Source organism: Alkaliphilus peptidifermentans DSM 18978, from assembly GCF_900101495.1.
GTDB lineage: Bacteria > Bacillota > Clostridia > Peptostreptococcales > Natronincolaceae > Alkaliphilus_C > Alkaliphilus_C peptidifermentans.
In genome coordinates this window covers 64,356-90,329 of sequence record NZ_FMUS01000014.1, presented here as the reverse complement: position 1 = coordinate 90,329, position 25,974 = coordinate 64,356, and the positions used below count along the sequence as shown (strand labels likewise).

The 25,974-nt window shown below is 33.8% G+C and carries 27 protein-coding genes; 18 read left to right on the top strand and 9 right to left on the bottom strand.

From position 1 onward, the window contains the following. The first annotated feature begins 72 nt into the window (after positions 1–72). The 6 genes from BLP68_RS11395 (at position 73) to BLP68_RS11370 (ending at position 5,097) form a co-directional block, all read left to right on the top strand. Positions 73–651 carry an RNA polymerase sigma factor gene (locus BLP68_RS11395; RefSeq protein ID WP_176758989.1) on the top strand — a complete coding sequence of 193 codons (579 nt, stop codon included), beginning with the start codon at positions 73–75 and terminating at the stop codon, positions 649–651. Beyond that, the gene (locus BLP68_RS11390; RefSeq protein WP_091543530.1) at positions 624–1,199 is read left to right on the top strand and encodes an anti-sigma factor family protein; all 576 of its coding nucleotides are present in this window, start codon (positions 624–626) and stop codon (positions 1,197–1,199) included. Before BLP68_RS11395 ends, BLP68_RS11390 begins: the two co-directional genes overlap by 28 nt. A gap of 14 nt (positions 1,200–1,213) precedes the next feature. Continuing rightward, complete coding sequence (locus BLP68_RS11385) at positions 1,214–2,176, top strand: hypothetical protein (RefSeq protein ID WP_091543527.1); 963 nt, start codon at positions 1,214–1,216, stop codon at positions 2,174–2,176. Then, positions 2,166–3,344: a bactofilin family protein gene (locus tag BLP68_RS11380; protein ID WP_143003092.1), complete on the top strand. Its 1,179-nt coding sequence runs from the start codon at positions 2,166–2,168 to the stop codon at positions 3,342–3,344. The genes BLP68_RS11385 and BLP68_RS11380 overlap by 11 nt, the downstream gene beginning before the upstream one ends. Positions 3,345–3,625: 281 nt before the next feature. Beyond that, positions 3,626–3,844 (top strand): DUF1858 domain-containing protein, encoded by a 219-nt coding sequence (locus tag BLP68_RS11375; protein WP_091543521.1) that lies wholly within the window; start codon positions 3,626–3,628, stop codon positions 3,842–3,844. A 20-nt stretch (positions 3,845–3,864) separates the two neighbouring features. Beyond that, positions 3,865–5,097 carry a DUF438 domain-containing protein gene (locus BLP68_RS11370; RefSeq protein ID WP_091543518.1) on the top strand — a complete coding sequence of 411 codons (1,233 nt, stop codon included), beginning with the start codon at positions 3,865–3,867 and terminating at the stop codon, positions 5,095–5,097. 54 nt (positions 5,098–5,151) lie between these two features. Here the strand turns inward: BLP68_RS11370 and BLP68_RS21785 are convergent, their stop codons facing one another. Continuing rightward, a complete protein-coding gene (locus BLP68_RS21785; RefSeq protein WP_176758988.1) occupies positions 5,152–5,316 on the bottom strand; it encodes a hypothetical protein in 165 nt (54 codons plus the stop codon). A 139-nt stretch (positions 5,317–5,455) separates the two neighbouring features. Between BLP68_RS21785 and tsaD the strand changes: the two genes are divergently transcribed. The 3 genes from tsaD to BLP68_RS11360 all read left to right on the top strand — a co-directional run bounded on the left by tsaD (position 5,456) and on the right by BLP68_RS11360 (position 7,979). Beyond that, positions 5,456–6,493, top strand: a complete 1,038-nt coding sequence (tsaD, locus tag BLP68_RS11365) for a tRNA (adenosine(37)-N6)-threonylcarbamoyltransferase complex transferase subunit TsaD (RefSeq protein WP_091543517.1) — start codon at positions 5,456–5,458, stop codon at positions 6,491–6,493. Positions 6,494–6,596: 103 nt separating this feature from the next. Continuing rightward, positions 6,597–6,761 (top strand): hypothetical protein, encoded by a 165-nt coding sequence (locus BLP68_RS21780; protein WP_176758987.1) that lies wholly within the window; start codon positions 6,597–6,599, stop codon positions 6,759–6,761. A gap of 480 nt (positions 6,762–7,241) precedes the next feature. After that, complete coding sequence (locus BLP68_RS11360; protein ID WP_091543514.1) at positions 7,242–7,979, top strand: hypothetical protein; 738 nt, start codon at positions 7,242–7,244, stop codon at positions 7,977–7,979. Between the two features lie 85 nt (positions 7,980–8,064). On the opposite strand, the gene BLP68_RS11355 is transcribed toward BLP68_RS11360, so the two are convergent. Continuing rightward, positions 8,065–8,610: a biotin transporter BioY gene (locus BLP68_RS11355; RefSeq protein ID WP_091543512.1), complete on the bottom strand. Its 546-nt coding sequence runs from the start codon at positions 8,608–8,610 to the stop codon at positions 8,065–8,067. A gap of 65 nt (positions 8,611–8,675) precedes the next feature. Continuing rightward, positions 8,676–10,601, bottom strand: coding sequence for an ABC-F family ATP-binding cassette domain-containing protein (locus BLP68_RS11350; protein WP_091543509.1), 1,926 nt, complete (start codon positions 10,599–10,601; stop codon positions 8,676–8,678). A 435-nt stretch (positions 10,602–11,036) separates the two neighbouring features. On the opposite strand from BLP68_RS11350, the gene BLP68_RS11345 reads away from it, so the two are divergent. Together BLP68_RS11345 and BLP68_RS11340 are read left to right on the top strand one after the other, a co-directional pair. Beyond that, a complete protein-coding gene (locus BLP68_RS11345; protein WP_091543506.1) occupies positions 11,037–11,684 on the top strand; it encodes a redox-sensing transcriptional repressor Rex in 648 nt (215 codons plus the stop codon). Between the two features lie 31 nt (positions 11,685–11,715). After that, positions 11,716–12,159 carry a MarR family winged helix-turn-helix transcriptional regulator gene (locus BLP68_RS11340; protein WP_091543504.1) on the top strand — a complete coding sequence of 148 codons (444 nt, stop codon included), beginning with the start codon at positions 11,716–11,718 and terminating at the stop codon, positions 12,157–12,159. A gap of 22 nt (positions 12,160–12,181) precedes the next feature. Here BLP68_RS11340 and BLP68_RS11335 read toward each other — a convergent pair whose 3' ends face one another. Continuing rightward, positions 12,182–12,910 (bottom strand): hypothetical protein, encoded by a 729-nt coding sequence (locus BLP68_RS11335; RefSeq protein ID WP_091543501.1) that lies wholly within the window; start codon positions 12,908–12,910, stop codon positions 12,182–12,184. Positions 12,911–13,003: 93 nt separating this feature from the next. Beyond that, complete coding sequence (locus tag BLP68_RS11330; protein WP_091543498.1) at positions 13,004–13,177, bottom strand: DUF362 domain-containing protein; 174 nt, start codon at positions 13,175–13,177, stop codon at positions 13,004–13,006. A gap of 196 nt (positions 13,178–13,373) precedes the next feature. Between BLP68_RS11330 and BLP68_RS11325 the strand changes: the two genes are divergently transcribed. Together BLP68_RS11325 and BLP68_RS11320 are read left to right on the top strand one after the other, a co-directional pair. After that, complete coding sequence (locus BLP68_RS11325) at positions 13,374–14,192, top strand: Asp23/Gls24 family envelope stress response protein (protein WP_091543495.1); 819 nt, start codon at positions 13,374–13,376, stop codon at positions 14,190–14,192. 258 nt (positions 14,193–14,450) lie between these two features. Continuing rightward, positions 14,451–15,704, top strand: coding sequence for a Glu/Leu/Phe/Val family dehydrogenase (locus BLP68_RS11320; protein ID WP_091543493.1), 1,254 nt, complete (start codon positions 14,451–14,453; stop codon positions 15,702–15,704). Between the two features lie 47 nt (positions 15,705–15,751). On the opposite strand, the gene BLP68_RS21775 is transcribed toward BLP68_RS11320, so the two are convergent. The 4 genes from BLP68_RS21775 to BLP68_RS21770 form a co-directional block, all read right to left on the bottom strand. Then, the gene (locus BLP68_RS21775) at positions 15,752–15,916 is read right to left on the bottom strand and encodes a hypothetical protein (RefSeq protein ID WP_176758986.1); all 165 of its coding nucleotides are present in this window, start codon (positions 15,914–15,916) and stop codon (positions 15,752–15,754) included. Between the two features lie 105 nt (positions 15,917–16,021). Then, positions 16,022–17,311, bottom strand: a complete 1,290-nt coding sequence (locus tag BLP68_RS11315) for an HD-GYP domain-containing protein (RefSeq protein ID WP_091543490.1) — start codon at positions 17,309–17,311, stop codon at positions 16,022–16,024. Positions 17,312–17,562: 251 nt separating this feature from the next. Next, the gene (locus BLP68_RS11310; protein WP_091543486.1) at positions 17,563–18,204 is read right to left on the bottom strand and encodes a hypothetical protein; all 642 of its coding nucleotides are present in this window, start codon (positions 18,202–18,204) and stop codon (positions 17,563–17,565) included. Between the two features lie 129 nt (positions 18,205–18,333). Beyond that, complete coding sequence (locus tag BLP68_RS21770) at positions 18,334–18,486, bottom strand: hypothetical protein (protein WP_176758985.1); 153 nt, start codon at positions 18,484–18,486, stop codon at positions 18,334–18,336. 394 nt (positions 18,487–18,880) lie between these two features. Here BLP68_RS21770 and BLP68_RS11305 point away from each other — a divergent pair, with 394 nt between their 5' ends. The 5 genes from BLP68_RS11305 to BLP68_RS11285 all read left to right on the top strand — a co-directional run bounded on the left by BLP68_RS11305 (position 18,881) and on the right by BLP68_RS11285 (position 25,840). Next, positions 18,881–19,714 (top strand): FAD binding domain-containing protein, encoded by an 834-nt coding sequence (locus tag BLP68_RS11305; RefSeq protein WP_091543484.1) that lies wholly within the window; start codon positions 18,881–18,883, stop codon positions 19,712–19,714. A gap of 13 nt (positions 19,715–19,727) precedes the next feature. Beyond that, on the top strand, positions 19,728–20,201 hold the full coding sequence (locus tag BLP68_RS11300; protein ID WP_091543482.1) for a (2Fe-2S)-binding protein: 474 nt from the start codon (positions 19,728–19,730) through the stop codon (positions 20,199–20,201). A gap of 14 nt (positions 20,202–20,215) precedes the next feature. Beyond that, complete coding sequence (locus BLP68_RS11295; RefSeq protein ID WP_091543479.1) at positions 20,216–22,525, top strand: xanthine dehydrogenase family protein molybdopterin-binding subunit; 2,310 nt, start codon at positions 20,216–20,218, stop codon at positions 22,523–22,525. Between the two features lie 104 nt (positions 22,526–22,629). After that, complete coding sequence (locus BLP68_RS11290; RefSeq protein WP_091543477.1) at positions 22,630–23,874, top strand: uracil-xanthine permease family protein; 1,245 nt, start codon at positions 22,630–22,632, stop codon at positions 23,872–23,874. Positions 23,875–24,154: 280 nt separating this feature from the next. Next, complete coding sequence (locus BLP68_RS11285; protein ID WP_176758984.1) at positions 24,155–25,840, top strand: PucR family transcriptional regulator; 1,686 nt, start codon at positions 24,155–24,157, stop codon at positions 25,838–25,840. Positions 25,841–25,974: the final 134 nt, after the last annotated feature.

Below are 25,974 nucleotides of genomic sequence, written 5' to 3'. Positions count from 1 at the left end.
TTATTTTTAAAATAAACTTTTGATATTTTATTACGTAAATATTTATTGAGGGAAGTAAAAGAGGTGGTTAATTTGTGTAAGTCCGACTGGGATATTGTTCAAAGGATTATCAATGGCGAAAGTGAGTTCTTTGGAGAAATTGTAACCCGATATAAAAAGGCAGTTCATTCACTGTGTTATAGGATGGTTCAAAGCAATGAAGAGGCAGAAGATTTATCTCAGGAGGTATTTATAAAGGCTTATAACAATTTAAAAAAGTATGATCCTCAATATAAATTTTCAACTTGGATTCTAAAAATTGCAACCAATACCACAATTGACAGCCTACGAAAGAAAAAATTAGATACAATGCCACTGGAGGAGGAAATATCATCTAAGCAAGAAAGTGCTAGTGCAGAGGTTATATTTTTTCATCAAAATAACAAAACGTTAATAGAGAAGGCAATAAGTAGCCTTCCCATAGAATACCGGTCGTTAATAATACTTTTTCATCAACACGGGTTAAGCTATAAAGAAATTGCAGAAAGTACAAACCTTCCAATGTCGAAGGTGAAAAATCGGATTCATAGAGCAAGGAATATATTAAAGGAAAGCTTAAAAAATGTAAAAGAGGAGGAAACGCAATGGACTGCAAAACAAGTTCAGATTTAATTATGAGTTATATGGATAAAAATATAGCTGATAAAGATTTGCTAGACCTCCAACATCATATTGCTGTTTGTGCAAATTGTAGTGAAGAATTCTTGTTGTTTGAAGAAATGGTAGAGGGTGTTAAGGATTTACCTATGATAGAACCTAGTGCAGGGTTTGAAATGAAAGTAATGGACTCTATTGACTATAGTTTGTATAAAAAAACCACCACCAGGTTATTAGGACTAAAGGAAGTTTTTATTTGTACAATAATCTACTTGACAGCGCTGTTTGTAATAAATGGGGCAGAATATAGCTTTAACATTAATTTTTCTAAAATACCAAAGCTTATTCAGCAGTTATCGCTACTAGGTACTGTTATAGAAGAGCTAGTTGGATATAGTATGATTGCATTCCTGTATCCTAGAAAGATGATATTCTTTTTATTAAGTGTATTTTCTCGGGCAACCACATCGACATTGATGGTATATAGCTTAGGGCTATTTGTATTAACTTTAGTACTGGTGATGATTCAAACTACGTTATTTAAAATATTAAAAAATCAGTAGAGGAGGGGTTTGAAGTGAGAAATATCAAATTGAATGTAAAAAATATTACACTATTTGCAAGTTTAATACTTGTATTATCCACTTCTCTTGCTTGGGGATATAATCAAAATTATCGTGGAGAAATAGTTAGCTTTTTTAAGAGTGTCCATGTATCCTCTGAAGATTCTGTGAGCGATGTAGTTTCTATATTTGGAGATGTATGGATAGATGGTGAGGTTAGACAGGATGTAGTTGCCATTTTTGGTAATGTAGTAGTCAATGGTAATGTAAATAGCGATGTTATAGCAATCTTTGGAGGTATTACTGTAACAAAAAATGCTAAAGTAAATAGAGATGCTATATCTATACTGGGACATGGAATTACCAATGATGGAGTTATATATCGTGACAGAATTAATGTAATGGGAATAATGCCTGTAGGAGCGCCTCCTATTGGAATACTTTTCATTTTATTGGCAACTTTGATATTAATTAAGCAAATATTGGCCTATATACTTTCTGTGGTAGCGGTTTTATTCTTCAATGATAGGTTTGATAGGATGGCTACCAATATTAATTTTGATATAGGAAAAAAGGCTTTGATAGGCTTGTTGGTATATTTTGGTGCATTTGTTTTGGCAGCAATTTTAGTAATTATCGTAATCGGAGTACCATTGGTTGTACTATTAATACCTGCCTTGTCATTGGTAGAGTTTGCTGGAAATACAACTGCTAAACTAGCCATAGGAAGAGGTATTGGTAAGCGAATCGGTAATAATTGGAGTATAATGCTGGAATTGTTAGTCGGTACAATTGTTTATATTCTCATTGAAATAACTATTATAGGTAAATTATTTACTATGGCATTGAAGTTTGTAGGAATGGGAGAGGTTGTAGACAGTAGGTTTGGTGAGGTAAAAATACCTCCAGCTATACCACCAAAGGGAGATTTTAATCCGAACCTTATTCGGGAGGGAAATGATAAAAATGCAGAATAAATTTTGGAAGTATAGGCGATTTCTTTTATGTGGGTTAATTATTATTGTAGCAGCAACTTTAATTACCTTTGGCAAGGAAGATGAAAGAGGTCTTTACAGTATAGTTGAAGAGGATGTAATTATCGAAGGAGATTATATTAGAGCCAATGAATACATTCAAAATAGAGGTATTATAATTGGCGATTTAATTACTGTTAGTAACGAAATTACCAATTATGGTATGGTGGAAGGGGATATCATATCCTTAGCTTCCAGCTTTAAGCAGATGGGAAATGTAAAGGGAGACCTACGTATAGCAGCTGAAGATATAATTATTGATGGTGAAATTAGTAGGAATGCATCAATTCTATCCAACCATATTTTAATAAATGATAATGGTGTTATAGATGGAAGTGTTCATGCTTTTGCAAATACTATTAATATTAAAGGCTTTATTGGAGGCGATATAAGAGGAGTAGTAGGTAGTGCTATAATTAGTGGTAACATTAAGGGAAATGTATTAATAAATGCAAGAAGGATTGAATTAGAGCCTGGAGCTTTAATAGAAGGGAATTTAATTTATGTAAGCGAAGAAGAACAATTCATTGATCCACAATTTGTTCAAGGGACAATTGAACATCGCTATCCATCAACTTTAGGGATACTAAGTCAATTTGAAAATTTCCAAAATAGGTGGAGGGCTTTATCAATAGTTAGAAAAATTGTATTTTTACTAGCATATTTAATAATTGGAAGCATTACTATATTAATATTTAAGAAACCTTTAATAAGGGCTGCTGCAATAGTAGAAGAAAAATCATGGATTAATATAGTAATAGGTTTTAGTATATTGATTGGTGTGCCAGTTGCAGCTATAATATTAATGATTATGATTATTGGAATACCTATTAGTTTTATTCTACTAGCTTTGTATGGTATATTGTTATACTTAGCAAAGATTCCAGTGGAAATTTGGCTTGGCCATAAAATATATAAAGAATCTCCACATCCTGTTGTTTCATTTTTAATTGGGAGTATTTTAATAGAAGCAATATTATTAATACCTTTTGCTGGATGGTGGGCTTCAAAGCTTGTGATGGTTGCAGGAATTGGCGCAATACTCATTATGATAAAAAGATATTATAAACATGAGAATGATGAGATAGATCCAATATCTCCAGTACATTAAATCAATGAGTAATTAGTAATGTGAAATGAGTAATGAAAAAGTAAAGTAGTACTCTAATAAAATAGAAGTTCATAATTTAAAGCGAAAAATAGAAAATTGCAAATCTAAAAATAGTAAAAAGGCTATGGTTATTTACAAATAAACCGTAGCCTTTTTACCTTGTTTTTTTATTACTAATTCTTTTTACATCATAGTGATTTGAATCACGGATATTTAGGAAGAATATGTATAAAATAAACCCATAGATATTCAAAATATGGTTGATAAATGGAGGGACGGGTATGAAGCAAATAGATTTGAACAAGAATGTATTTGAACTAACTGAAGAGTATCCAGAAATTATTGAAATAATGGTAAGTGAAGGATTTAAAGATATTAAAAACCCTGTTGTACGAAAAACCGCAGGAAGATTAATGACAATACCTGAAGGCTGTAAAATGAAGGGGATTAATCTGAAAAATGTTTTGAATGCATTAGAGAACGCTAATTTCAATTTTTAATTTTACTAGGAGGGAATTATATGAGTGAGCTTATTAATAACAGAGAAGAGAGAAAAAAGATTCTTAAGGAACTAATTACGGAGCTACATGAAGGTAAATCGGTGGATGATGTAAAGACAAGGTTTAATCAGCTTATTGATAATATAGGAGCTACAGAGATAGCTGAAATGGAACAGGCATTAATTACAGAGGGAGTACCGGTAAGTGAGGTAAAACGTCTTTGTGATGTCCATGTAACAGTCTTTAAAGAGAGCTTAGATAAAGCTCCCACCTCCGATACAGTGCCAGGACATCCTATCTATACCTTTAGACAGGAAAATCGCGCAATTGAAAAGGTTATAGACCTAATAATTCTTCCTGCCCTAGATACATTGAAGGCTAAGAGTAAAAACATTAAGGAAGAGCTTTTGAAGTTTAGAGAAGGCTTTAATCAGCTATCTGATATTGAGAAGCATTATAGTAGGAAGGAAAACCTACTATTCCCATACCTAGAGAAGTATGAATTTACAGGACCTACATCTGTAATGTGGGGAATTGATGATGATATTAGAGGAATGCTTAAGGAGGGAATTCTATTAACTAAAGGGCTACAGGATGATAATGGAGATGTATCGGATTTAGTTACTAAAACTGAAGAACTGGTTGAAGCTATACAGTCCATGATTTACAAAGAAGAAAATATTCTTTTCCCTACAGCCCTAGAGCTTCTTTCTGTAGATGAATGGGGATACATTCTAAGTGAAAGCTCAGAAATAGGATATTGTCTAATTGAGCCAGAGAATCAATGGAAGCCATCAGAGATAGAGGATAAGGCCAAAGATGAATTAAATGAAAGCAAAACAACTCAAGGCTACTTGAAATTTGACACTGGGATACTAAAGCTTGAAGAAATAAGTGCTATATTTAATCACTTACCCTTAGATATAACCTTCGTGGATAAAGATAATATAGTAAAATACTTTTCAGAGGGTAAGGAGAGAATTTTTACTAGAACAAAAGCAATCGTTGGAAGAAAGGTAGAAAATTGTCACCCACCATCAAGTGTACATGTTGTTGAAAAGATTGTTAGTGATTTTCAATCAGGGAAAAAGGATCATGTTGATTTCTGGATTCAAATGCAGGGAATGTTCATTTATATACAGTACTTTGCAGTAAGAGATAAAGAGGGGAGTTTTATGGGGACACTGGAAGTTACTCAGAACATTGCTGGTATAAAAAAATTAGAAGGAGAAAAACGTTTAATGGAGGAGTAGTGTTAATTAAATGAGTCAGAAGTAACTTCTGACTCATTTGCTACCTATATTTTATTAATTATTTTTTTCAGGGGGTTCCGGTGCGTCCTTAGCCATCGATAATATTGCCATTGTAGTTGGGGTTACTGACTCCAGCATACCATCCGGCATCACATTCTCTGTACCTAGTCTTTCTGTAAAGCTTACATGCCTTTTCCTATTATTTCGTCTTTTTGCCATTAGATCAACTCCTTTGTAATAGTATTTACCCATATACAAAAAATAGCCCTCAAAATAAAGAGAAGACCTATAAAAATTCCTAATATAAGGCTATAATGTTATAATAATAGCATAAAGCAAAAGAGGAGAGATTAAATCAATGAATGTGATACAGTCGGGGGATATAATTACTTTGTCAATAGAAACAAGCTGCGACGAAACTTCTGTTAGTATCTTAAAAAACGGTAGATACATATTATCTAATATTATAGCGTCACAAATAGATCAGCATCAAAAATTCGGTGGTGTTGTTCCAGAGGTGGCTTCAAGGAAGCATATAGAAAATATAAACCAGGTAATTGATAGAGCTTTGTCGGAGGCCAAGGTTACCTTTGATGATATTACCCATGTGGCAGCCACATATGGTCCCGGTTTAGTAGGAGCGCTTCTAGTTGGATTATCTGCAGCAAAGGCAATATCCTTTGCCCTCGGAATACCGCTAAATGGAGTAAATCATATAGAAGGACATATATATGCTAATTTTATTGAAGATCCTACATTAAAACCACCCTTCATTTGCTTAGTGGTATCAGGAGGACATACACATTTAGTATTAATGAAGGATTATGGGTCATATGAAGTATTGGGAAGAACCAGAGATGATGCTGCAGGAGAAGCCTTTGATAAAGTTGGAAGAGCACTAGGATTAAATTATCCAGGTGGACCAGAAATCGATCGTCTATCAAAGGAAGGAGATAAAAATGCAATAAACTTTCCACGAGCATTTTTAGAGGAGGGAAGCTATGATTTTAGCTTCAGTGGCCTAAAATCGGCAGTGCTCAACTATTTGAACAGTAAGAGAATGAAGGAAGAAACCATCGATATAGCAGATGTAGCTGCAAGCTTTCAGGAAGCTGTAATAGATGTTTTAACAGAAAAAACTATTTCTTGTGCAAAGGAAATGGGGATCAAAACAGTTTGCTTAGCTGGGGGTGTAGCTGCCAACAGTGGGCTAAGGGAACTATTCATTAAGAGATGTCAAAATGAAAATATTACCTTTAAATATCCCTCAATAAAACTATGTACTGATAATGCAGCTATGATTGGCTGTGTAGGGTATTATGATTATATAAAAGGCTTAGAATCACATTTAGATATAAATGCTATTCCAAATTTGAAACTGGGAGAGCGATATTAAAAATGGGAAATTTTGAAATTGATACACTATATTGCCGGTATAAATCCACAACAACCCTATGATATAATCAAGATGTACAAATATCACTATGGGGGGAATATAGATGGAAATGTTATCCTGGATGAAAAAGGTCGATGGAGACATGAGTAAAATGGATTTATTGAATATTATTGATAATATGCATGAGGTTATTAATGCACTATTAGAAAAGAACAATGAAAATGAAGAGTTTATAAAAGAGTTGAAAGAAATACTTAATCAGAAATAATTTGCACTAAAAGAAACATAATCATAAATACATAATTATGTAAATTAATAATCCCTCCATTAAATTAATGGAGGGGTATTTTTATTCAGTCAATTATACATATTATATCCACAGATTTAATAATTGAAAACTGTGGATATTGTGGAGAAAATGGTTGCTTATTTAATAAGAAGTCTATTAAATGTGGATAACTATGTGGAATCTGTGGATATTGTGTGGACAAATGTGGATAAAAATTTCATTGAAATAATATGCAACAAATATATATGAAATTCTACATAAATCGAGTTAACATAATAAATGTAATCGTCGCTATACTGAGAAAAATGTATTATTATAGAATAAATTATTGTCTAGTCTAACTTTTTAATGGTATTACACACCAATATATGGTAATATTAATTTATAATATATGACCTTTATAAAAATATTACTATAAACGGGAACAATGAAAATTTATACTATAAAAAGGAGAATAAAATGGGAAAAAAATATTCAGTCAAAAATCATTTAATGGGGTTGCTAATCTTTTTGTTTATAGTCCTGGCGATAGGTTGTACTGATAATAGTAGGCCTACATATGAAGAATCGGATAGTAAAGAAATAGTTAATGAAGAAATAAACCAGGATGAAAATACAGATATTGATTTGGTAGTAGATGAGGAGAATAAGACTGATAAAGAAGATGGTGAAGAAGGCATAAATGAAGTAAATAGTGAGGCTGATATAGAAAATGAGGATGAAATCCGATTGAGGCAATCATCAAAAATTGCTCTTGGAGGAATTCATTTAGGCGATTCAATGTCAAGGGTGGTAGAGATACTAGGCTTGGGATTCGATGAAACAATAATACATGATGATGCCGACTACATAGGAGAAGATTTAATTGAATGGACATATAAAGAAGGAATAACTGTTTCCTTTGGTGTTAAATCGAAAAGTGTGCTTAAAATAGTTCTTTCCTCCTCTGCATTTGAGACTGAGATGGGAGCGAAGGTGGGAGATAATGCAACAGAGGTTTTTGGCATATATGATGATTTATATGATAAAATGATAAGTCGCCATTCTGATGATATATTAATTGGATGGTATATACCCGAAGAATACATAGTGCTTATTTTCGATACAGATAAGAATAATTACACAAGAGTTAATGGAAAAATTTCTATGGATTCGAATGTTGAAGAAATAGTGTTACAATATAATTGGTTTGACTGATTGAAATGCTTAAAATTAATAATGCTGCACCAGCAAAGGCTGGAGCAGCATTATTAATTTGCTATTATAGAGCTGTAAACTGTTTTCATTTACTATTATAGGGCTGTAAATTATTTTTAAGTAGAGCTATGTTGATGGATTTGCCAACTAAAGCTGCTATACCTACCTTAACTATATCAAGGAGTAAAAAAGGTGCAGCACCATATGCAAATGCCAACTGCCAGCTTAGAGAAGCCACAAGCTTTAGCTGGATTACCCCTAAGGTGTAAATAATTGCAAGTGCCAGAATCATAGAGGAAAAGGAGGTTAGAAGACCTTGCCTTCTCTCCTGCATGAATCCAATTAATGCTGCAGCCAGTGGAAAGGCAAGTAAAAAGCCACCAGTTGGTCCAACTAAAACCGATAAACCACCATACATATTAGCGAAAACAGGAAGTCCCATAGCGCCTAATAATAGATATACCAGCTGTGACATTCCTCCTAGTTTACTACCTAATACAGCACCCGATAGGCATACAGCAAATATTTGCAATGTAAAAGGGACAGGTGTAGGCAATGGAATAGCAATTTGCGAGCAAATAGCAGTAATGGTAGCAAAAAAAGAAACAAGTATCATATTTTTAGTATTCATATTAAAGCCCTCCTTCTGTTAACCTAAATAATAAAATGGTTAACAGAATTAGTTTACTAGGTTTACTAAGAAATGTCAATACTAGATTCCCATTCATCATAAAAAATTTGCAGTTTTTCCTTTAATGCTATTGTTTCCAGGTTGATTTCCTTGCTTTTCTCAGGATCAGAATAGATCTCCTCTTGACACATCAAGGCTTCTAAATTTGACAATCTTTCTTCCATTTCAATAATACTAGCTTCTAGTTTTTCTAGGTTTTTCTTTATATCTCTTAAACGATTTGATTCTTCCTTTTCTTTTCGGCGTTCTTCCTTCAATTGCGTTTTAGTTTTTTCCTCTATAGTATTGATTGAGGATTCCTCTAGCTTTTCCTTCTTTTTATATAGATAATAGTCATAGTTGCCTAGATACTCCTCTGTGCCATTTGATGTTAACTCAATAATCTTTGTTGATACACGGTTTAGGAAATAACGATCATGTGATATAACTAATATAGTACCATCATAGCTGCAAAGAGCATCCTCCAAAACTTCCTTAGAATGAATATCAAGATGATTAGTAGGCTCATCCAAAAGCAAAAAGTTTGCCTTAGACATTATAAGCTTCAAAAGTGAAACTCTAGCTTTTTCGCCACCACTTAGGGTAGAGATTGGCCTAAAAACATCATCTCCATGAAATAGAAATCTTCCTAATAATGTTCTGATTTCAGTTTCGGTCTTACCAGTGTGCTCATCCCATATTTCATTAATTAGTGTTTTATTTGAGTTAAGATTCTGTTGTTCTTGATCATAATACCCAATATCTACACGATGCCCCAACTGAAATTCTCCACCACTTGCAGAAACTTCATTGAGAAGTATTCTAAAGAGAGTTGACTTACCGATTCCATTAGGTCCAATTAGAGCCACTTTTTCACCGCGATATATTTGAAAAGAAGCGTTATCAAAAAGTTTATCCTCATCAAAGGATTTACATAATTCTTTAACTAAAAGAACATTCTCTCCACTTTTTACTTGAGATGTAAAATGTATACCTGCCTTCTTTTTATATTGCTGAGGTAATTCTACTTGGTCAATTTTATCCAATTGCTTTTCTCTACTTTTAGCACGATTCATTAGCTTTTCCGTTCCATGCTGTCGTAATCTGCGTATTATATCCTTTTGCTTACTAATTTCCTGCTGCTGGTTTTGGTATGCTCTAAGCTGTTGCTCAATATCAGCTCGCTTTTTCTCCATGAAGGTAGAATAATTGCCCTTATAACAGGAAATTGAATGATTTTCTATTTCAAATATATTTGTAACTAACTGATCTAAAAAGAAGCGGTCATGGGAAATCATCAATACTGTACCTGCATAATCCTTTAGAAAGCCCTCTAGCCATTCAACAGCTTGTATATCAAGATGATTTGTAGGCTCGTCTAAAAGAAGTATATCAGGCTTAGATAGAAGCAGCTTTACTAGAGATAATCTTGTTTTTTCTCCACCACTCAAATGGGTAACTGGTTTATCAAAATCATCATCGCAAAAACCAAGACCTTTTAAAACTCCCTTTACTTCACTTTGATAACCGTAACCATTATTTTTCTCGAAATCCTCAGTTAATAAAGCGTATTCGTTCATTAAATCTTCCATAAGTGTATCTGAACTATTCTCATGGTTTAGAGAAGCTATTTCTAATTCTTTCTCCCTTAGAGCTTTCTCTATATTTATAAGGAATTGATATATTGAAAGGGCTTCTTCAAAAACAGTTTTGTCTTCAGCAAATATTGAGCTTTGTTCAAGGTAGCCAATAGTAGTTGATTTAGCTATGAATAAATCTCCATTGTCATAGGATATTTGCTTTGTCAATATTTTCAGTAGAGTAGATTTACCTGCGCCATTAACGCCAATTAAGCCTACTCTATCACCTTTTTGAATACTAAAGGTTAAATCCTTAAGAATAGTGTCAATACCATAGGATTTGGATATATTGTTACAGGATAAGATAATCATAAGTATTCCTCCTAAGGCCTTCTTACTATAAACATTTTAACAAAAATAACTGTATGAATAAAGGGGTACTAATTAACAAATCACATATAATGTAATGTTTATATAAATAAATAAGTGCTAATATTCTAATTTGTATTGATTTTTAGTTAATTATAATTTAAAATAAGAGTATTTAGAGGAAGATTATTTCTTAACATAAATAAAATAGTCTAAAAAAAATGATATTTTTAATATGTAAAAATTGACATTTGGCTACCAGATTGCTATAATAGTAGCTATCCTATGCAGGAAAAAAGTTGAGTGCTTGCATAAAAATTAGAATAAGCTACCTGTTAATAGGGTCATGCTAAACCTATAAAAATAAAAACACCCTATTTTTTATATGATCAATAAACTGAATTTTCAATATTATTAACATGATAGGAGGGCAATATTATGAATAGAGATTATGCTGATGTGTCAATGGCGGTAATAAGGAGATTACCTAAGTACCATCGATATTTAAAGGACTTATTGGATAAAGAGATTTACAGAATATCATCTAGAGAATTAAGTCGAATGATTGGATTTACAGCCTCACAAATTAGACAGGATTTAAATTGCTTTGGAGGGTTCGGACAGCAGGGCTATGGATATAATGTAGAAGAATTATACAATGAAATTAGCAAAATCCTAGGACTTCATAAAAGCTATACAACCGTAATTATTGGAGCTGGTAACCTGGGGCAGGCTATTGCAAATTATCCTAGCTTTATGAAATATGGATTCAAGCTTCTAGGTCTTTTTGATGTAAACCCCAAACTTATAGGTATGAAAATAAGAGATATTGATATTTTTGATGTCGACGCTCTTGAGGAATATGTCATTAAGAATAACGTTGAAATTGGCATTATTTGTACACCAAAGGAAGTAGCACAGGATATTGCTGATAAACTAACCCGAGCAAATGTAAGCGGTATTTGGAACTTTGCACCAATAGATATTAAAGTGCCAGGTAATGTAACTGTAGAAAATGTACATTTAAGTGAAAGTTTATTTATTCTATCTTATTTATTAAATGAAAAGGAATACCTAAATAAGTAATAGGTAGATTGAATAGTTAAAAGGTGATAATATGCGTAATTATTATTTACAGATTCATGAATATGTTGAAAAATTAGTATTAAGCACTATGGTTTTAGATAAAAAGGGTATTAAATATAATGGAGATACCTTCTCTTTTTTAGAATTATTTATACTTAAATTATTAGGAGACCAACAGGAAAAGAAGATGTATGAAATAATTGAGGAGCTTGACATTGATAGAAATACAATGAATACAGCCATTAATCGTTTGTATTTTAGTAAATACCTAACTAAGAAAAAATCGGAAGACGATAAAAGAGTACAAATATTGCAACTAACAGAAAGAGGTAAAATAACATTTGAACAAGTAATCAGTGTAGAAAAGGAGATATTATTTTCTCTTTTAAATGATTTTACCTTTAACGAGGAAAAAGCTATTTTAAAATTTCTAGTTAAAATAGATATGCTAAGTAAAAAAACCGACAGTAAATAAATACTGGCGGTTTTGTACATGTCTAGTATAAGGCTGATTCTGGTATTTCAATTTCAGGAGCATTATTAATGCTTTTTAAACTAATGTCAATTTGATGCTTTGTCATCTTACCTTCAGATTCAATGTCAACTGTGTAGTGAAATGACTCCATAAAATTAGTGTTTTCATCAATTACCGTTTCAAAGGCTCCTGTAGCCTCAGCATCTATAGCCTGCATTAAGTTATGAAGAAATGCAGAACTATTAGTATTACCTCTTATGGTCACCCTATTATCTTTGGTTTCAACATTTTCAAGATCAATGAAGTAGTTTGATTCGAAGCTGCCAAAAATATTCGATAGTTCCTTAATACTTCCAATTAACTTGTCGTCTTCGTCATCCAGCCAAATACCTGTAATTGAGTTATAGATATAGGCAACATCATCTTTAACAAGTAAATATAGCTGTAGGTCATCTACAATACCAGCATCATTTGAAGAAGCTTGCATTTCTTGTAGATTAGAATAGCTAAAGGGACTATTGTGATAGGTTATTGTAGCCATAAGCTGATCAGTTAAAACCCCTTCCTGATCCACTAGGCCAACACGAGTGTCGGCAACATAGCTATCAACATTTTTCATTACTTCTATTGAAGCTGACAATAAATCCTCATTATTGACGCCTTCTGTTTTATTTTGTTGACAAGCTGTTAAAATAAATAGTGATAAGCATAATATTAAAAAAAATTTTTTGTGATTATTTATTAAACGCATCAGTATATCCTCCTGTTATATTATAATAAGCTATGTATAATCCTATGAATTAAAAAGAGGGTAGAAATTCTACCCCTTGTTAACTTGAATCTTTTATTCTGCTGGAACTGGTGCATCAACAGGACATACGTTTGCACAGGCTCCACAATCGATACATCCATCAGCATCGATTACATAAATGCTATCTCCTGCAGATATTACATCAACTGGACACTCAGGCTCACAGGCTCCGCAACTGATACAAGAATCTTTAATTACATAGGCCATATGTATTCCTCCTTTGAAATATAGTTAAAATGTGTACAAAAGTATTATACCAACATTAATAAAAAGGAAACAATGAAATGTATGCTTTTTTAGAAAAAAACACCAATATATAATGATTATCATTGTATATTAATTGAGTTTTTGATTTTGTGCATACTATGATAAAATAGATTTATAAAATGTGGGAGGTTACCGAATGAGAATAATTGTTTTGGTAGGGTCTAGTGGGACGGGTAAAAGCTATCATGCAATATCTTTAGCTAGAGAAAAAATCATTGAATATATTATTGATGATGGGTTATTAATAAAAGGGAATAAAGTATTAGGTGGTACGTCTGCTAAAAGAGAGCGTTCAAAGATGGCAGCTGTCAAGAGGGCTTTATTCATTAATCCCTCCCATAGGGATGAAATAAAAAACATTATTAATAGAGAAAACCCCGAAGGTATACTTATTCTTGGAACTTCAGATAAAATGGTTGAATCAATAGTAAGAACCTTAGATTTAGGAGATATTACTGAAAAGGTATATATTGAAGATTATATTTCTAATGATGAAATAAAAATAGCTAGAAGATATAGAACCCGGGAAGGTAAGCATGTTATCCCTGTTCCTACCTTTGAAATAAAGAAGGATTTTTCAGGTTATTTTTTGAATCCATTGAAGGTCCTACGTAAGCTTGGGATAGGTGAGGTGCAGGAGCTTCATGAAAAATCTGTAGTTAGACCAACCTTTAGTTATATGGGGAAATATACAATATCAGATAGAGTAATAAGGGAGCTAATATTTTATGTATCTAATAAAGCAATAGGAATAAAAAAAATAAGTAATATTGATATTAAATCCTACCCAGAAGGTATTGAAATTGAAATAGAGGTTGTGGCAGTCTATGGGAATCCTATTAAAACCTTAATTGAAGGAGTTCAGAGTCAGGTTAGATATGAAATAGAAGAAATGACATCATTAAACATATTATCAGTAAATATTTTTGTTAAAAATTTATATATACATGAGTAGGTTGTTTACAATTTTAGAGTCAATATGATATAATGCATATGAGACTGGAAAAGGAGGGCAATTTGCCCTGCTTTAGTACTTTACAGAGGTTTTTTTTATAAAAATTCTGACAAAAGATTTAGTACATATTATGAGTTGCAGTATTGTTATAAAAATAACAATGAAAACGTTTTTAAGAAGGCATTGCCTCTTAAAATAGTGTACAAAGTACACCCAAATGCTTTACATTTAAAATTATACATAGGAGGGTATCAAAAAATGTCTGAAAAAACTTTAAATCCGTTTGAAATTGCCCAACAACAGGTAAAGACAGCGTGTGACTTACTTGGTACAGACCCTGCAGTGTTTGAAATCTTAAAAAATCCTAAGCGGGTATTAGAAGTTTCTATCCCTGTAAAGATGGATGATGGAAGTGTTAAGTCTTTTATTGGTTACAGATCACAACATAATGATGCTGTAGGCCCATTTAAAGGTGGAGTAAGATTCCATCATGATGTTACAAGAGATGAAGTTAAGGCATTATCTACTTGGATGACATTCAAGTGCGGTGTTGTAGGTGTTCCGTATGGTGGAGGTAAAGGTGGTATTACTGTAGATCCTTCTACATTATCCCAAGGAGAGTTAGAAAGGTTATCTAGAGGTTTCTCTAGAGCTATCGCACCAATCATTGGAGAGAAAATTGATATTCCTGCTCCTGATGTAAATACTAACGGACAAGTTATGGCATGGTTTGTTGATGAGTATGAAAAAACAACTGGTAGATTTGAACCAGGTGTATTCACAGGAAAACCTGTAAGCTTTTATGGATCTTTAGGTAGAACAGAAGCAACTGGATTTGGTGTTGCTATCATGGCTAGAGACGCTGCTAAAAGAATCGGATTACCACTAGAAGGAGCTACTATAGCTATTCAAGGCTTTGGAAATGTTGGAACCTACGCAGCTAAATATATAGTTGAAATGGGTGCAAAGGTTGTTGGTGTTTCTGACTCTTCATGCTGTATTATTAATGAAAATGGACTTGATATTCCTGCATTAATTGAATATGCAGCTAAGAATAAGAACGTTAAAGGATTCCCAGGAGCATCTAAAGAAGTTGATAGAAATGATGTATTAGTAATGGATGTTGATATATTAATGCCATGTGCACTTGAAAATCAAATTACTTCAAAAAATGTTAGCGATATTAAAGCTAAAATTATTAGTGAAGGTGCTAATGGACCAACAACTCCAGAAGCAGATAAAGTTCTATTCTCTAAAGGTATTGTAGTAGTACCAGATATCCTTGCTAATGCAGGTGGCGTAACAGTATCTTACTTCGAGTGGGTACAAAACCTAATGAGATATACTTGGGGCTTTGATGAAGTACAAGAAAAGCAAGAAAAACTAATGGTTAAAGCATTTGATGATATATGGTCTTTAAAGGAAGAGCACAAAGTAGATATGAGAACCGCTGGCTACATGATGTCAATTAAGAGAATTGCTGACTCTATGAAGCTTAGAGGATGGTACTAAATATAAATTAATAAAGATGATAAAAATAATCGGGTTTTTACCCCCGATTATTTTTTTTTATTTGAATTTTTATTTTTGCCTTTGTTTTTTTCCTCGTGATTTTTCACTGCCTTTTCTCCTATCTTCTCCCCCAGTGATACAGACAAACGAAAGGCTATAGGAATTATAACAATAAGCATTGCAAATATAATAAAGTAAAGAAATAGCTTCATACTTACAACCTCCAATTTTAATCTATCATATAGTATACCATTTATTAATAGAAGATACTAATATATATTAACATATACTCATACTCATAAAAAATGAGACCCTTTTTATATAGTAATGGCCTCACTATTATTTTTATCCTCTTCCATCTGAAGCATTCTTAAAAAAAGTGATGCAATTTCAGGGTGAAATTGACGTCCTGCCTCTTCTTGAATTATGGATAGAGCCTTTGTAACCTCCATAGCTTTTCTATAGGATCTATCACTGGTCATAGCATCAAAGGCATCGGCCACCGACAAAATGTAGGCTTCCTTAGGCACGTCATCGCCTCCTAATCTATCTGGGTAACCATTTCCATCATACCTTTCATGATGACAGTAAATTAATAGCTTAACATCCTTTAAAAAATCAACTTCATTTAATATATTAACCCCTATGGCAGGGTGAGATTTTATCTTATCAATTTCATAATCGTTTAGCTTACCTGCTTTATTTAGTATTGAATCCTCTATACCTATTTTTCCTATGTCATGTAGTAGAGCAGCAGTTTTAATTGTTTCTATTTTTTGTTGGGGCAAATCCATAAACTCTCCAAGTCTAACGGATAGTTCTGCAACCCGCTTAGAATGACCATCGGTATAGGGGTCCTTTGCCTCCACCGCCTTAGTAAGGGCATATACTGTTTCCATATAAAGGTTTTTCATATCCAAATACATTTTAAAGCTATGTCGTGCCAGCATTAAAGGACCGAAGAATAACAACATAATCATACTTCCATAGTGAAGGTATAAAATACTTATAAAAATCCCCAATGTTGCAATAACAAAGGAGTTAGGTAAGGTCCATTTTATATTATTAACAAACATTTCTTTAAAGGATTGTTTATGTAAAATAGAAAAAAGCTTGGTCATAATGGAAGTGTTTATTATTAAGTAAGTTAATATAGCAGTAAACAACGGTACAATATTAAGGTAGAAAAATGGATCGCCAACTGAAGTGTTGAAGCTATAGTAGACAATTGAAGCCAGACCTATTGATAACAAACACTGTGAACCGTTAAAGAGAGTTTTATATAAAGGGGTATTACCTATATGGCGCCTATCTTCGTTTGAAACTTTTGTGTAACGCAACATCATTCCAAAGCATGAACATAGTGCCGCCCCCAGGGGACCTAGTACTATCATTGTAGTTAAATCCACTGCATAACCTACAGAGACAGCAACACCGTTTGGCATAAGAACTGCCATAGATTCCATTAAAAATGATAGAAACAAAAACAATAAAAAAGATTGTATTGTTGGTACTGTGTAATTGAGTAAAAGTAAGATGCCAAAAATAAATGCTAAAGATATAATAAAAATGATATACAATCTTGCATTTTTAGGTAGATGCTCCATACTGACTCCTCCAAATTTAAGTAATTTAGATCGACTAAAGTTTTTAATACTTACCACCAAGATAAACGAGCAGCAGCACTCAACAAAACATTTACGATTACTGTTAAAACTGTCATTAATATAGCCTCCCCATGTATTTCTCCACTGCGACGCTAGAGCAGTAGGCGGCTACACTTCGCTAAGAAAGGCAATTTTGTTTTGGTTTTTGTTTTGGCAGTCGATCTAAATTACAAAAGCTGACTAAGTAAAAACTAATCACAAACTAAGCTTATTAATCTCCTATTTACGGCATCTAGGGTTGCTTTAACAACAGCTGTTCTTAAATCACCCTTAACAGTTGCAGTACCCACAAGCATTTCCTCATGGGATCCACTTACAAAGCAAATGGCGGCAACAGCCACTTCCTTTTTACCTATAGAAATTATCTCCACATCCTCAGTTGAAAAAAAGCAGTATTCGGAAACCACCTGTTGAAGAGCCTTTAATGTGGCGTTGGCAATAACGCGATAAGAGTTATTGGTAGTATTTAGGCTTTCGTCGATGCCAGTATAAACCGTATCATTTCGCTTTAATTTAACTCCTACCTTAAGCTCATTGCCATTTACTGTGTAAAAAATCTCTTCAATTTCAATTCGTTTTTCTGCTTTGATTTTTTCTAAAGCGTCGATTTGAGCAATACTAATTTTTTTATGATCGAAGTTCAAGCCGTATTTAGCAAAAATTATGGACTGAATATCCCTAGAAATTTGCTTAGGATTACGCCCTGTAGTTGATATCACATGAAGTTCTTCAATGTCTTCACTATCGTTAAAGACAACCTTTGTAGAAAGTACTCCTGGTATACTGTTTAAGATACCTTCTACATCACTAGATAAAATTTTATTGCTTTCCATACCAATATCCCCTTAAATCTTTTATATTTTATAATGTATCTATTAGTAGTAATTCTACAGTTATCTTTGTAATCCTTCTCAATAAAATAAAATTGTAAAAAAATAGCACAAATAATTTTTTAAATACCTTTATAAGTGTTCAATAGTCTTAGGTAAGTCCATTTTAAAAATATCAGTTGATTTGAAACTAACCCTATTGTGAAGGGCAACTAATCCAGTGTACTTAAAGAAGGCAAAACCTAATAAAATAACAATAAGAGCAATAGATACTTTATATAACATAAAACTTCCTCCATAGTAAAACATTAGTTTTTTTATAACATAAAATTTGTAAAAATACAAACTTTAAAAGGTTTGTTTTAGAAATTTAACATAATAATATAAAACATTGCTTGTTCAATGAAAGGTATATGTTTATTGCATCATCTATATATGATAAAATATATTAAAGGAAAGAGTAAGAATATTAAGAAAATAATATCAAAATAAATACCAAAAATGCATATCAAATTTAGATAGTTTTAACAAATGATTTCATAAGGTTTTGACGAAATTATTAACTAATAATTTCAACTTAATTTTATAGCATGAAATGATTTTGATCATTGTTCTTACTACTTTTGAGATGTAATAAGAAAGCTATTATTAAATAATAGAACAAGTTGGGGGTGTATTTATGAAGACCTTTGAATATTTCAAACCAAATACCATTGAAGAAGTCAGTTTAAAACTGCTGGAATATGGTGACTCAAAGATACTAAATGGTGGCACTGACCTGATTGTTGCCTTGAATGAAGGACGTAGTTGTCCAAGTATAGTTGTTGATATTAAAGGAATAGAAAAACTGAAGGAGATATCCTATTGTGAGGATAATGGTTTAACAGTGGGTGCCTGTACAACCTTGAATGATATGATGAATAACAGGTATGTGATTGGTAATTATAAAATACTTGCTGAAGCTGCCCACACAGTAGGGTCATGTCAGGTAAGAAATCGAGCAACTATGGTGGGAAATATAACTAATGCATCACCACTTGCAGATACAGCAACACCACTTCTTATATTGGATGCATTTGTTAAAATTTTTGGTCCTGGTGGAGAAAGGGAAATTTCTATCCATGATTTTTTTATCTCGGTTCGAAAAACCTGCTTAAAGGCTGGAGAAGTTGTTGTGGGCATTAGAATACCCGCCTACAAAGAGATATTAGGTCTATATCAGAAGCATGCCAGAAGAGATGCGGTTGATTTAGCTACCGTGTGCGCCTCGATAGCAAAAATTGATGGAGATATTAGAATTGCACTTGGATCAGTAGCACCTACCCCAATTCGTTGTAGAAGAACAGAAGAGTATTTAAGAGATAAGGATTTAACAGAAATAGTTATAGAAGAGGCAGCGAATTTAGCACTTGATGAAGCTTCGCCAATAGATGATGTTAGAGCTTCAAGGGTGCATCGACAGGATATTATAAAGGTTCTTGTTAAGCGTGGATTAAAGGAATTAGTTATATAAAGGGGGCAATTGTATGAAATATGATATCCATTTCACATTGAATCATGAAGAAATTAGCATGACTGTTGCACCTAACAGAACACTACTGGAAGTATTAAGGGAAGACCTTGACTTGACTGGAGCAAAAGAGGGATGTGGTGCAGGTGAGTGTGGAGCCTGTACAGTGCTTGTTAATAAAAAGCCCATTAATGCTTGTTTAATGCTGGCGGTGGAGGCTGATGGAAAGGACATATTGACAATTGAGGGTCTGTCGCAGGGGACAGAGCTAGATGCACTACAGCTATCCTTTATTGATAATGGTGCGCTACAGTGTGGATACTGTACGCCAGGTATGATTATGTCTGGAAAAGCCTTGTTAATGGAGAAACCAGCTCCTACTGAAGAGGAAGTAATAGAAGCTATTAATGGTAATTTATGTAGATGTACAGGTTATAAAAAGATAGTAGAGGCAATTCTTGCAGCTGCCCTTAAAGAAGATAAGTCTTGATGGGAGGGGATATAATGAGATATATTGGTGAAAGTATAAATCGTGTTGATGGCATTAGAAAGGTTACAGGTGCATTAAAGTATGTAGATGACATAAAATTATCTAGGATGCTGTATGCTGCCGTCAAGAGAAGCCCTTACCCCCATGCAAAATTGTTGAAGGTAGATATAAGTAAGGCAGAAAAACTACCCGGTGTAAAGGCTGTAATTACTGGGAAAGATGTTGCTAACCGAGTAGGACTATATTTAGAGGATAAGACCTTCCTTGCCACTGATCGTATAAGATACAGGGGAGAAGGTGTTGCAGCAGTGGCTGCGGAATCAAAGGAAATAGCTTTGGCGGCTATTGGTCTTATTGAGGTGGAATATGAAGAACTACCTGCTGTTACCAATGCAGTAGAAGGATTAAAAAAGGATGCTCCCCTTGTTCATCCAGACATGAAGGAATACAAATGGGGCCCTATATTTTTTCCGGAGCCCGGTACAAATATTAGTAATCACTATAAAATAAGAAAGGGAGATGTTGAGAAGGGCTTTGCAGAAGCTGAGTTTATTGTGGAAAATGAGTTTTTTGTTCCCCATATTCAACATTGCCCTATAGAAACCCATAGTGTAATTGCCCAGAGGGACCCTGATGAAAGCTTAACCATTTGGTCCACCTGTCAATCTCCCTATGCGGTTCAAAAAGCCTTATCTGTGGCATTTAATCTTCCTTTAAATAAAGTAAGAGTTCTTTCTCCTGCTGTTGGTGGAGGCTTTGGAGGGAAAGCTGGTACCACCCTTGAAGGAATCGTCATTCCTTTAGCCATGAAGACCAATGGTCGGCCTGTAAAATTAACATATACAAGAGAAGATGAATTTATTAATAGCTTTGTACGTCAGGGACTACATGCTACTATTAAGACCGGAATAAACAAGAATGGTAAAATTGTTGCAGTTAAGAACACATTTATTTGGGATGGAGGTGCCTATACTGAGTACGGTGTAAATATTGTTAGGGCAGGAGGGTATGCCTCTACAGGGCCATACGATGTTCCTAATGTTTGGACTGACTCCATATGTGTGTATACAAACCATCCAGTAGGAGGGCCTTATCGTGGCTTTGGAATGTCAGAAATTCACTTCGCAATAGAACAAAATATAGATATGTTGGCTAAAAAGCTAGATATTAATCCTGTAGAAATAAGAAGAATCAATGGATTGCGACCTGGTGGAAAAAATGCAACAGGGCAAGTTGTGGATGTTTGTGGACTTCAAGACTGCTTAGAGGACGTTGTTAAAAAGCTAGATTGGGAAAACAGTATAAAGCAAAGCCCGTCAAAGCCTAATAGAGTAGTAGGTAGAGGAATTTCATGTGCCTATAAAGCTCCCTCAATGCCTAATAATGTAGCTTCGTCTGCTATTATAAAAATAAATGATGATGGTACAGCTCATCTAATGGTAAGTGCCCAGGACATAGGGCAAGGCTCAGATACAGTATTAACACAAATTGCATCGGAGGTATTATCGATACCGCCCAATAGAATTACAATAAAGACAGGGGATACAGACCATACTCCATATGAGTGGCAAACGGTGGCCAGTAGAATAACCTATTGCACAGGTAATGCTGTTATAAAGGCATGTGAAGATGCAAAGGAGCAATTGCTTGGTCTGGCTCAGCTGAAGCTTGGAATTGAAAAGGATAAACTATACCTAAAGGATGGATATATAAACTCAGATACTCAACCTCAAAAGAAGATAGCAATTAATGAACTGGCACTTGGACTATCTTTGGAGGATGGCTCAGGAATTCATGGACCTATCATTGGAAGAGGATCATTTATACCTCCAGGAGTAAAGAACACTGATAAACAGACTGGTCAAGGGGAAAAGCCTGTAGCTTTTTGGACCTATGGCTGTCAAGGTGTTGAAATTGAAGTTGATACAGAAACAGGAAAGATTGAAGTGTTGAAGGTTGCCTCCAGCTTTGACGTGGGTAAGATAATTAATCCACAATTGATAGAAGGTCAAATAGAAGGTGGAATTATACAAGGATTAGGTTCAGCCATATTTGAAGAGTTAATTATAAGTAAAGGTGTAGTATTGAATCCAAATTTTGTGGATTATAAAATTCCGACAGCAGATGATATGCCAGAAATGATTATTAGCTTTATTGAAAATGAAGAACCAACCGGCCCATTTGGGGCAAGGGGAGTGGGAGAGCCCTGTATGGTGCCAACAGCACCTGCAATTGCCAATGCAGTTAACGATGCTCTAGGAATACGCATCATGTCTTTACCTATAACCCCTGAAAAAATATTAAGGGCCTTGAAAGAAAAGTAGACAAAGATGTCCGAGCTGCATATGAGATGTGGCTCGGTCGTCTAATATAAAGCTAATTTATTTGAAGTGGGTTTAGAAGGTTAGAAAGAGAAAGGAGCGATTTTATGAGTAAAGAGAAAGCGATTTATACAAATGATGCTCTGGAAACCATCCGGGAAGAGGATTCGTTGCCACTCAGTAAAACCATCATTTTGGGGATTCAGCACACCTTTACAATGTTTGGAGCAACAGTACTGGTACCAATAATTACAGGATTAGATATTTCTGTAGCTTTATTTATGGCAGGTGTTGGCACACTATTGTTTCACTTTATTACAAAGGGTAAAGTGCCTGCTTTTCTGGGCTCATCCTTTGCTTTCATCGCACCAATTCTTCTGGTAGCTAATCATTCGGACTTTGGAATGCCCTATGCCCTTGGGGGTATAGTAGTTGCAGGTATCATTTATCTTATATTAGCTGGGTTAGTATATGCAGTGGGTTATCAGAAGGTGGTAGCTTTCTTCCCGCCAATAGTTACAGGACCAATTATTATGGTTATAGGGTTAAAATTAGCTCCAGTGGCCATTGATATGGCTTCGGGTGGATGGCTAATGGCTATTGTGAGCTTTCTGATTGTAGCTGGTGTAAGTGTTTACACAAGAGGATTCATTAAACTTTTACCTGTAATATGTGGTTTGGTTGGTGGATATTTATTTGCTGTTATTACGGGCAATGTAGATTTTTCTCCAGTATCTAATGCCGCGGTTGTTGGAGTACCAAATTTCACAATAGCTAAGTTTAATTTCACAGCCATTATGATGGTGGCTCCTGTTGCTATTGCAACTATGGTAGAGCACATTGGCGATGTGTTGGCTATTGGCGAAACCGTAAAGAAGGATTTTATGAAGAATCCTGGGCTTCATCGTACACTTATTGGTGATGGTATCGCTACTACTATTTCTGCTATGTTTGGTGGTCCTGCCAATACTACATATTCAGAAAATACAGGTGTTTTAGCATTAACAAGAGTACATAAACCATTAATTATGCAGGTTGCTGCTTGTTTCGCCATACTTTTAGGTGTTCTACCTAAGCTAGGTGCTGTTATTTCCACAATTCCTACTCCAGTAGTTGGTGGGATTTCTATTATATTATTTGGTATGATTGCAGCCATAGGGGGCAGGACACTGGTGGAAAACAAGGTAGATCTTAGTAAATCAAGAAACCTAATTATTGCAGCAGTTATTCTAGTTTTAGGATTAGGAGGTGCAGTATTACCGATACCAATTAAGGGTACAGAAATAACCATAGAAGGTATGGCCTTGGCTGCTATAGTTGGTATTGTACTAAACAAGATTTTACCTGAATAAATACTAAAGCCCCACTTCAAACGCTCCTTTAAATAAAGGGGCGTTTTTTTGTGAATATATAACAAAGGAAGGTGAATTTTTATATAGAATAAGTAGAGGGATATACAAATAGAATTAACTATAATTAAATTATATTAACAAAGAATCAAGAACTTTTATAATGCTTTAGAGGGTGTACTTATTAATACTTAACAAAAAATACAAAAACACACAAATTATAATATATTAGTATTTATATATAAAAGATTTTTTAATGCCACTTACTAAGGAGGAGTTAATTTTGTTTAGAGCTTTTGGTATTAATATTGAAGACATGATGAAATTTGATATTATGAAGGACGCCAAAATACTTGCTGGTAGATCGGGCTTAAAGAGGAAGGTAACAAGAATAAATGTAATGGAGGTTCCGGATATATTAGACTGGGTAACACAAGGCGAATTATTATTGACCACTGCCTATTCCATTAAAGACGACTTGCTGGTATTGAAAGATCTAATCCCTAAACTCAAGAAAAAGGGTGTAGCTGCTATCGGCATTAAAATGAAAAGATATATTGCAGAGCTGCCACAAGCGGTTATACAGGTTGCAAATCAAGAGGGATTCCCAATAATCGAAATTCCCTTTAAGGTTTCCTATACAGATATTATGATGCCCGCCTTAACGGAAATAATTAATCGACAAACAAGTATATTAATTAAGGTGGATGAGATACATAACAGACTTATTGATGTAATGATTAAGGGTGGAAGCTTAGATAAAATTGCAGAGGGTATACATAAATCAGTTGGAAATACAGTTGCAATTCAGGAAAACATATTCGATACATTCGTAATTTCCAGTCAACTTGAAGTGAAAAATGAATACAAAAGAATCATTGATGAAGATGAAAGCCTTGTAAAGGTTATTGAGTATCCAAGAGATATTGAAAAGTTTAGGATATGTACAGATCAAGTGGATACTAAAGAAATTAGGCGAATCATCTATCCTATTCATGGAGAAGATCGACATTATGGATACTTAATAATATGGGAAGATAATAAACACATGAATCCCATGGAGATTACAGCAATAGAATCCTCTATTCCGATCATTTTATTAGACTTAGTAAAGAAGATTTCACTTTTCGAGGTGGAAAGTCGACATAAGATTGAGTTTCTAGATGATCTTCTATCAAGAGATGAAAAAAGATTTAAGAAAGCCATTGATAGAGCAAGCCTATTCGATTTTGATAAAAAGCTTGGGTATGCTGCCATGGTTATTTCTATATCAAATCTAAAGGGATTTGTAAAAGAAACCTTAAATAATTCAAGCTTCCTATATAGAATTAACAGTAAGGTTTTACAAATGATTGATCGATTAACTAGAAATCGGCAAATGAAATGTGTATTTGGAAACAAAAGCGATGAAATCATAGTACTATATGGTAATGATAGAAATAAGCCTTGGTGGGAAATAAAGAAAGAGCTGATGCAGTTTGCTAAAGAAATTCTTGAGAATGCAGCATTCGAGCTTAAAGATACCCAGATATCTATTGGTTTGGGTAGATTTTATCAGTCACCAGAAAACCTATGGAAAAGCTATCAAGAGGCGGTAAAGGCAGTTAATAACTATCAGTACAGTAATAAAAATCTTTATCAGCACTATGATAACTTAGGTATCTATAGAGTGCTTAGTAGCGATAATATGGAGGAGGAACTATTCCAGTTCTATAAGGAAACACTTGAGCCTCTAGTTGAATATGATCAAGGTAAGGATTCAGAACTTGTAAAAACTCTACAGATGTACTTTGAGCATGGTGGAAATCTTAAAAGAATTTCAAAGGAAATGTATACTCACTATAATACCATCATATATAGAATGCAAAGAATTAAAGAAATAACCAGTATGGATATGGATAATGCAGATGATAAGCTAAGCCTTCAGGTTGCATTGAAAATATATGAAAGGATAAATCAATCTATATAGTAAAGCATTACAAAAACTACTATTTTGATTTAGAATTTCTGTATAAAGGTTATCCTTATACAAAAAAAGAATAATAGATAGAGAAAAAAATAAAAGGGGTATTACTTAATAAAATGTAAAGAAGGGTTAATAAT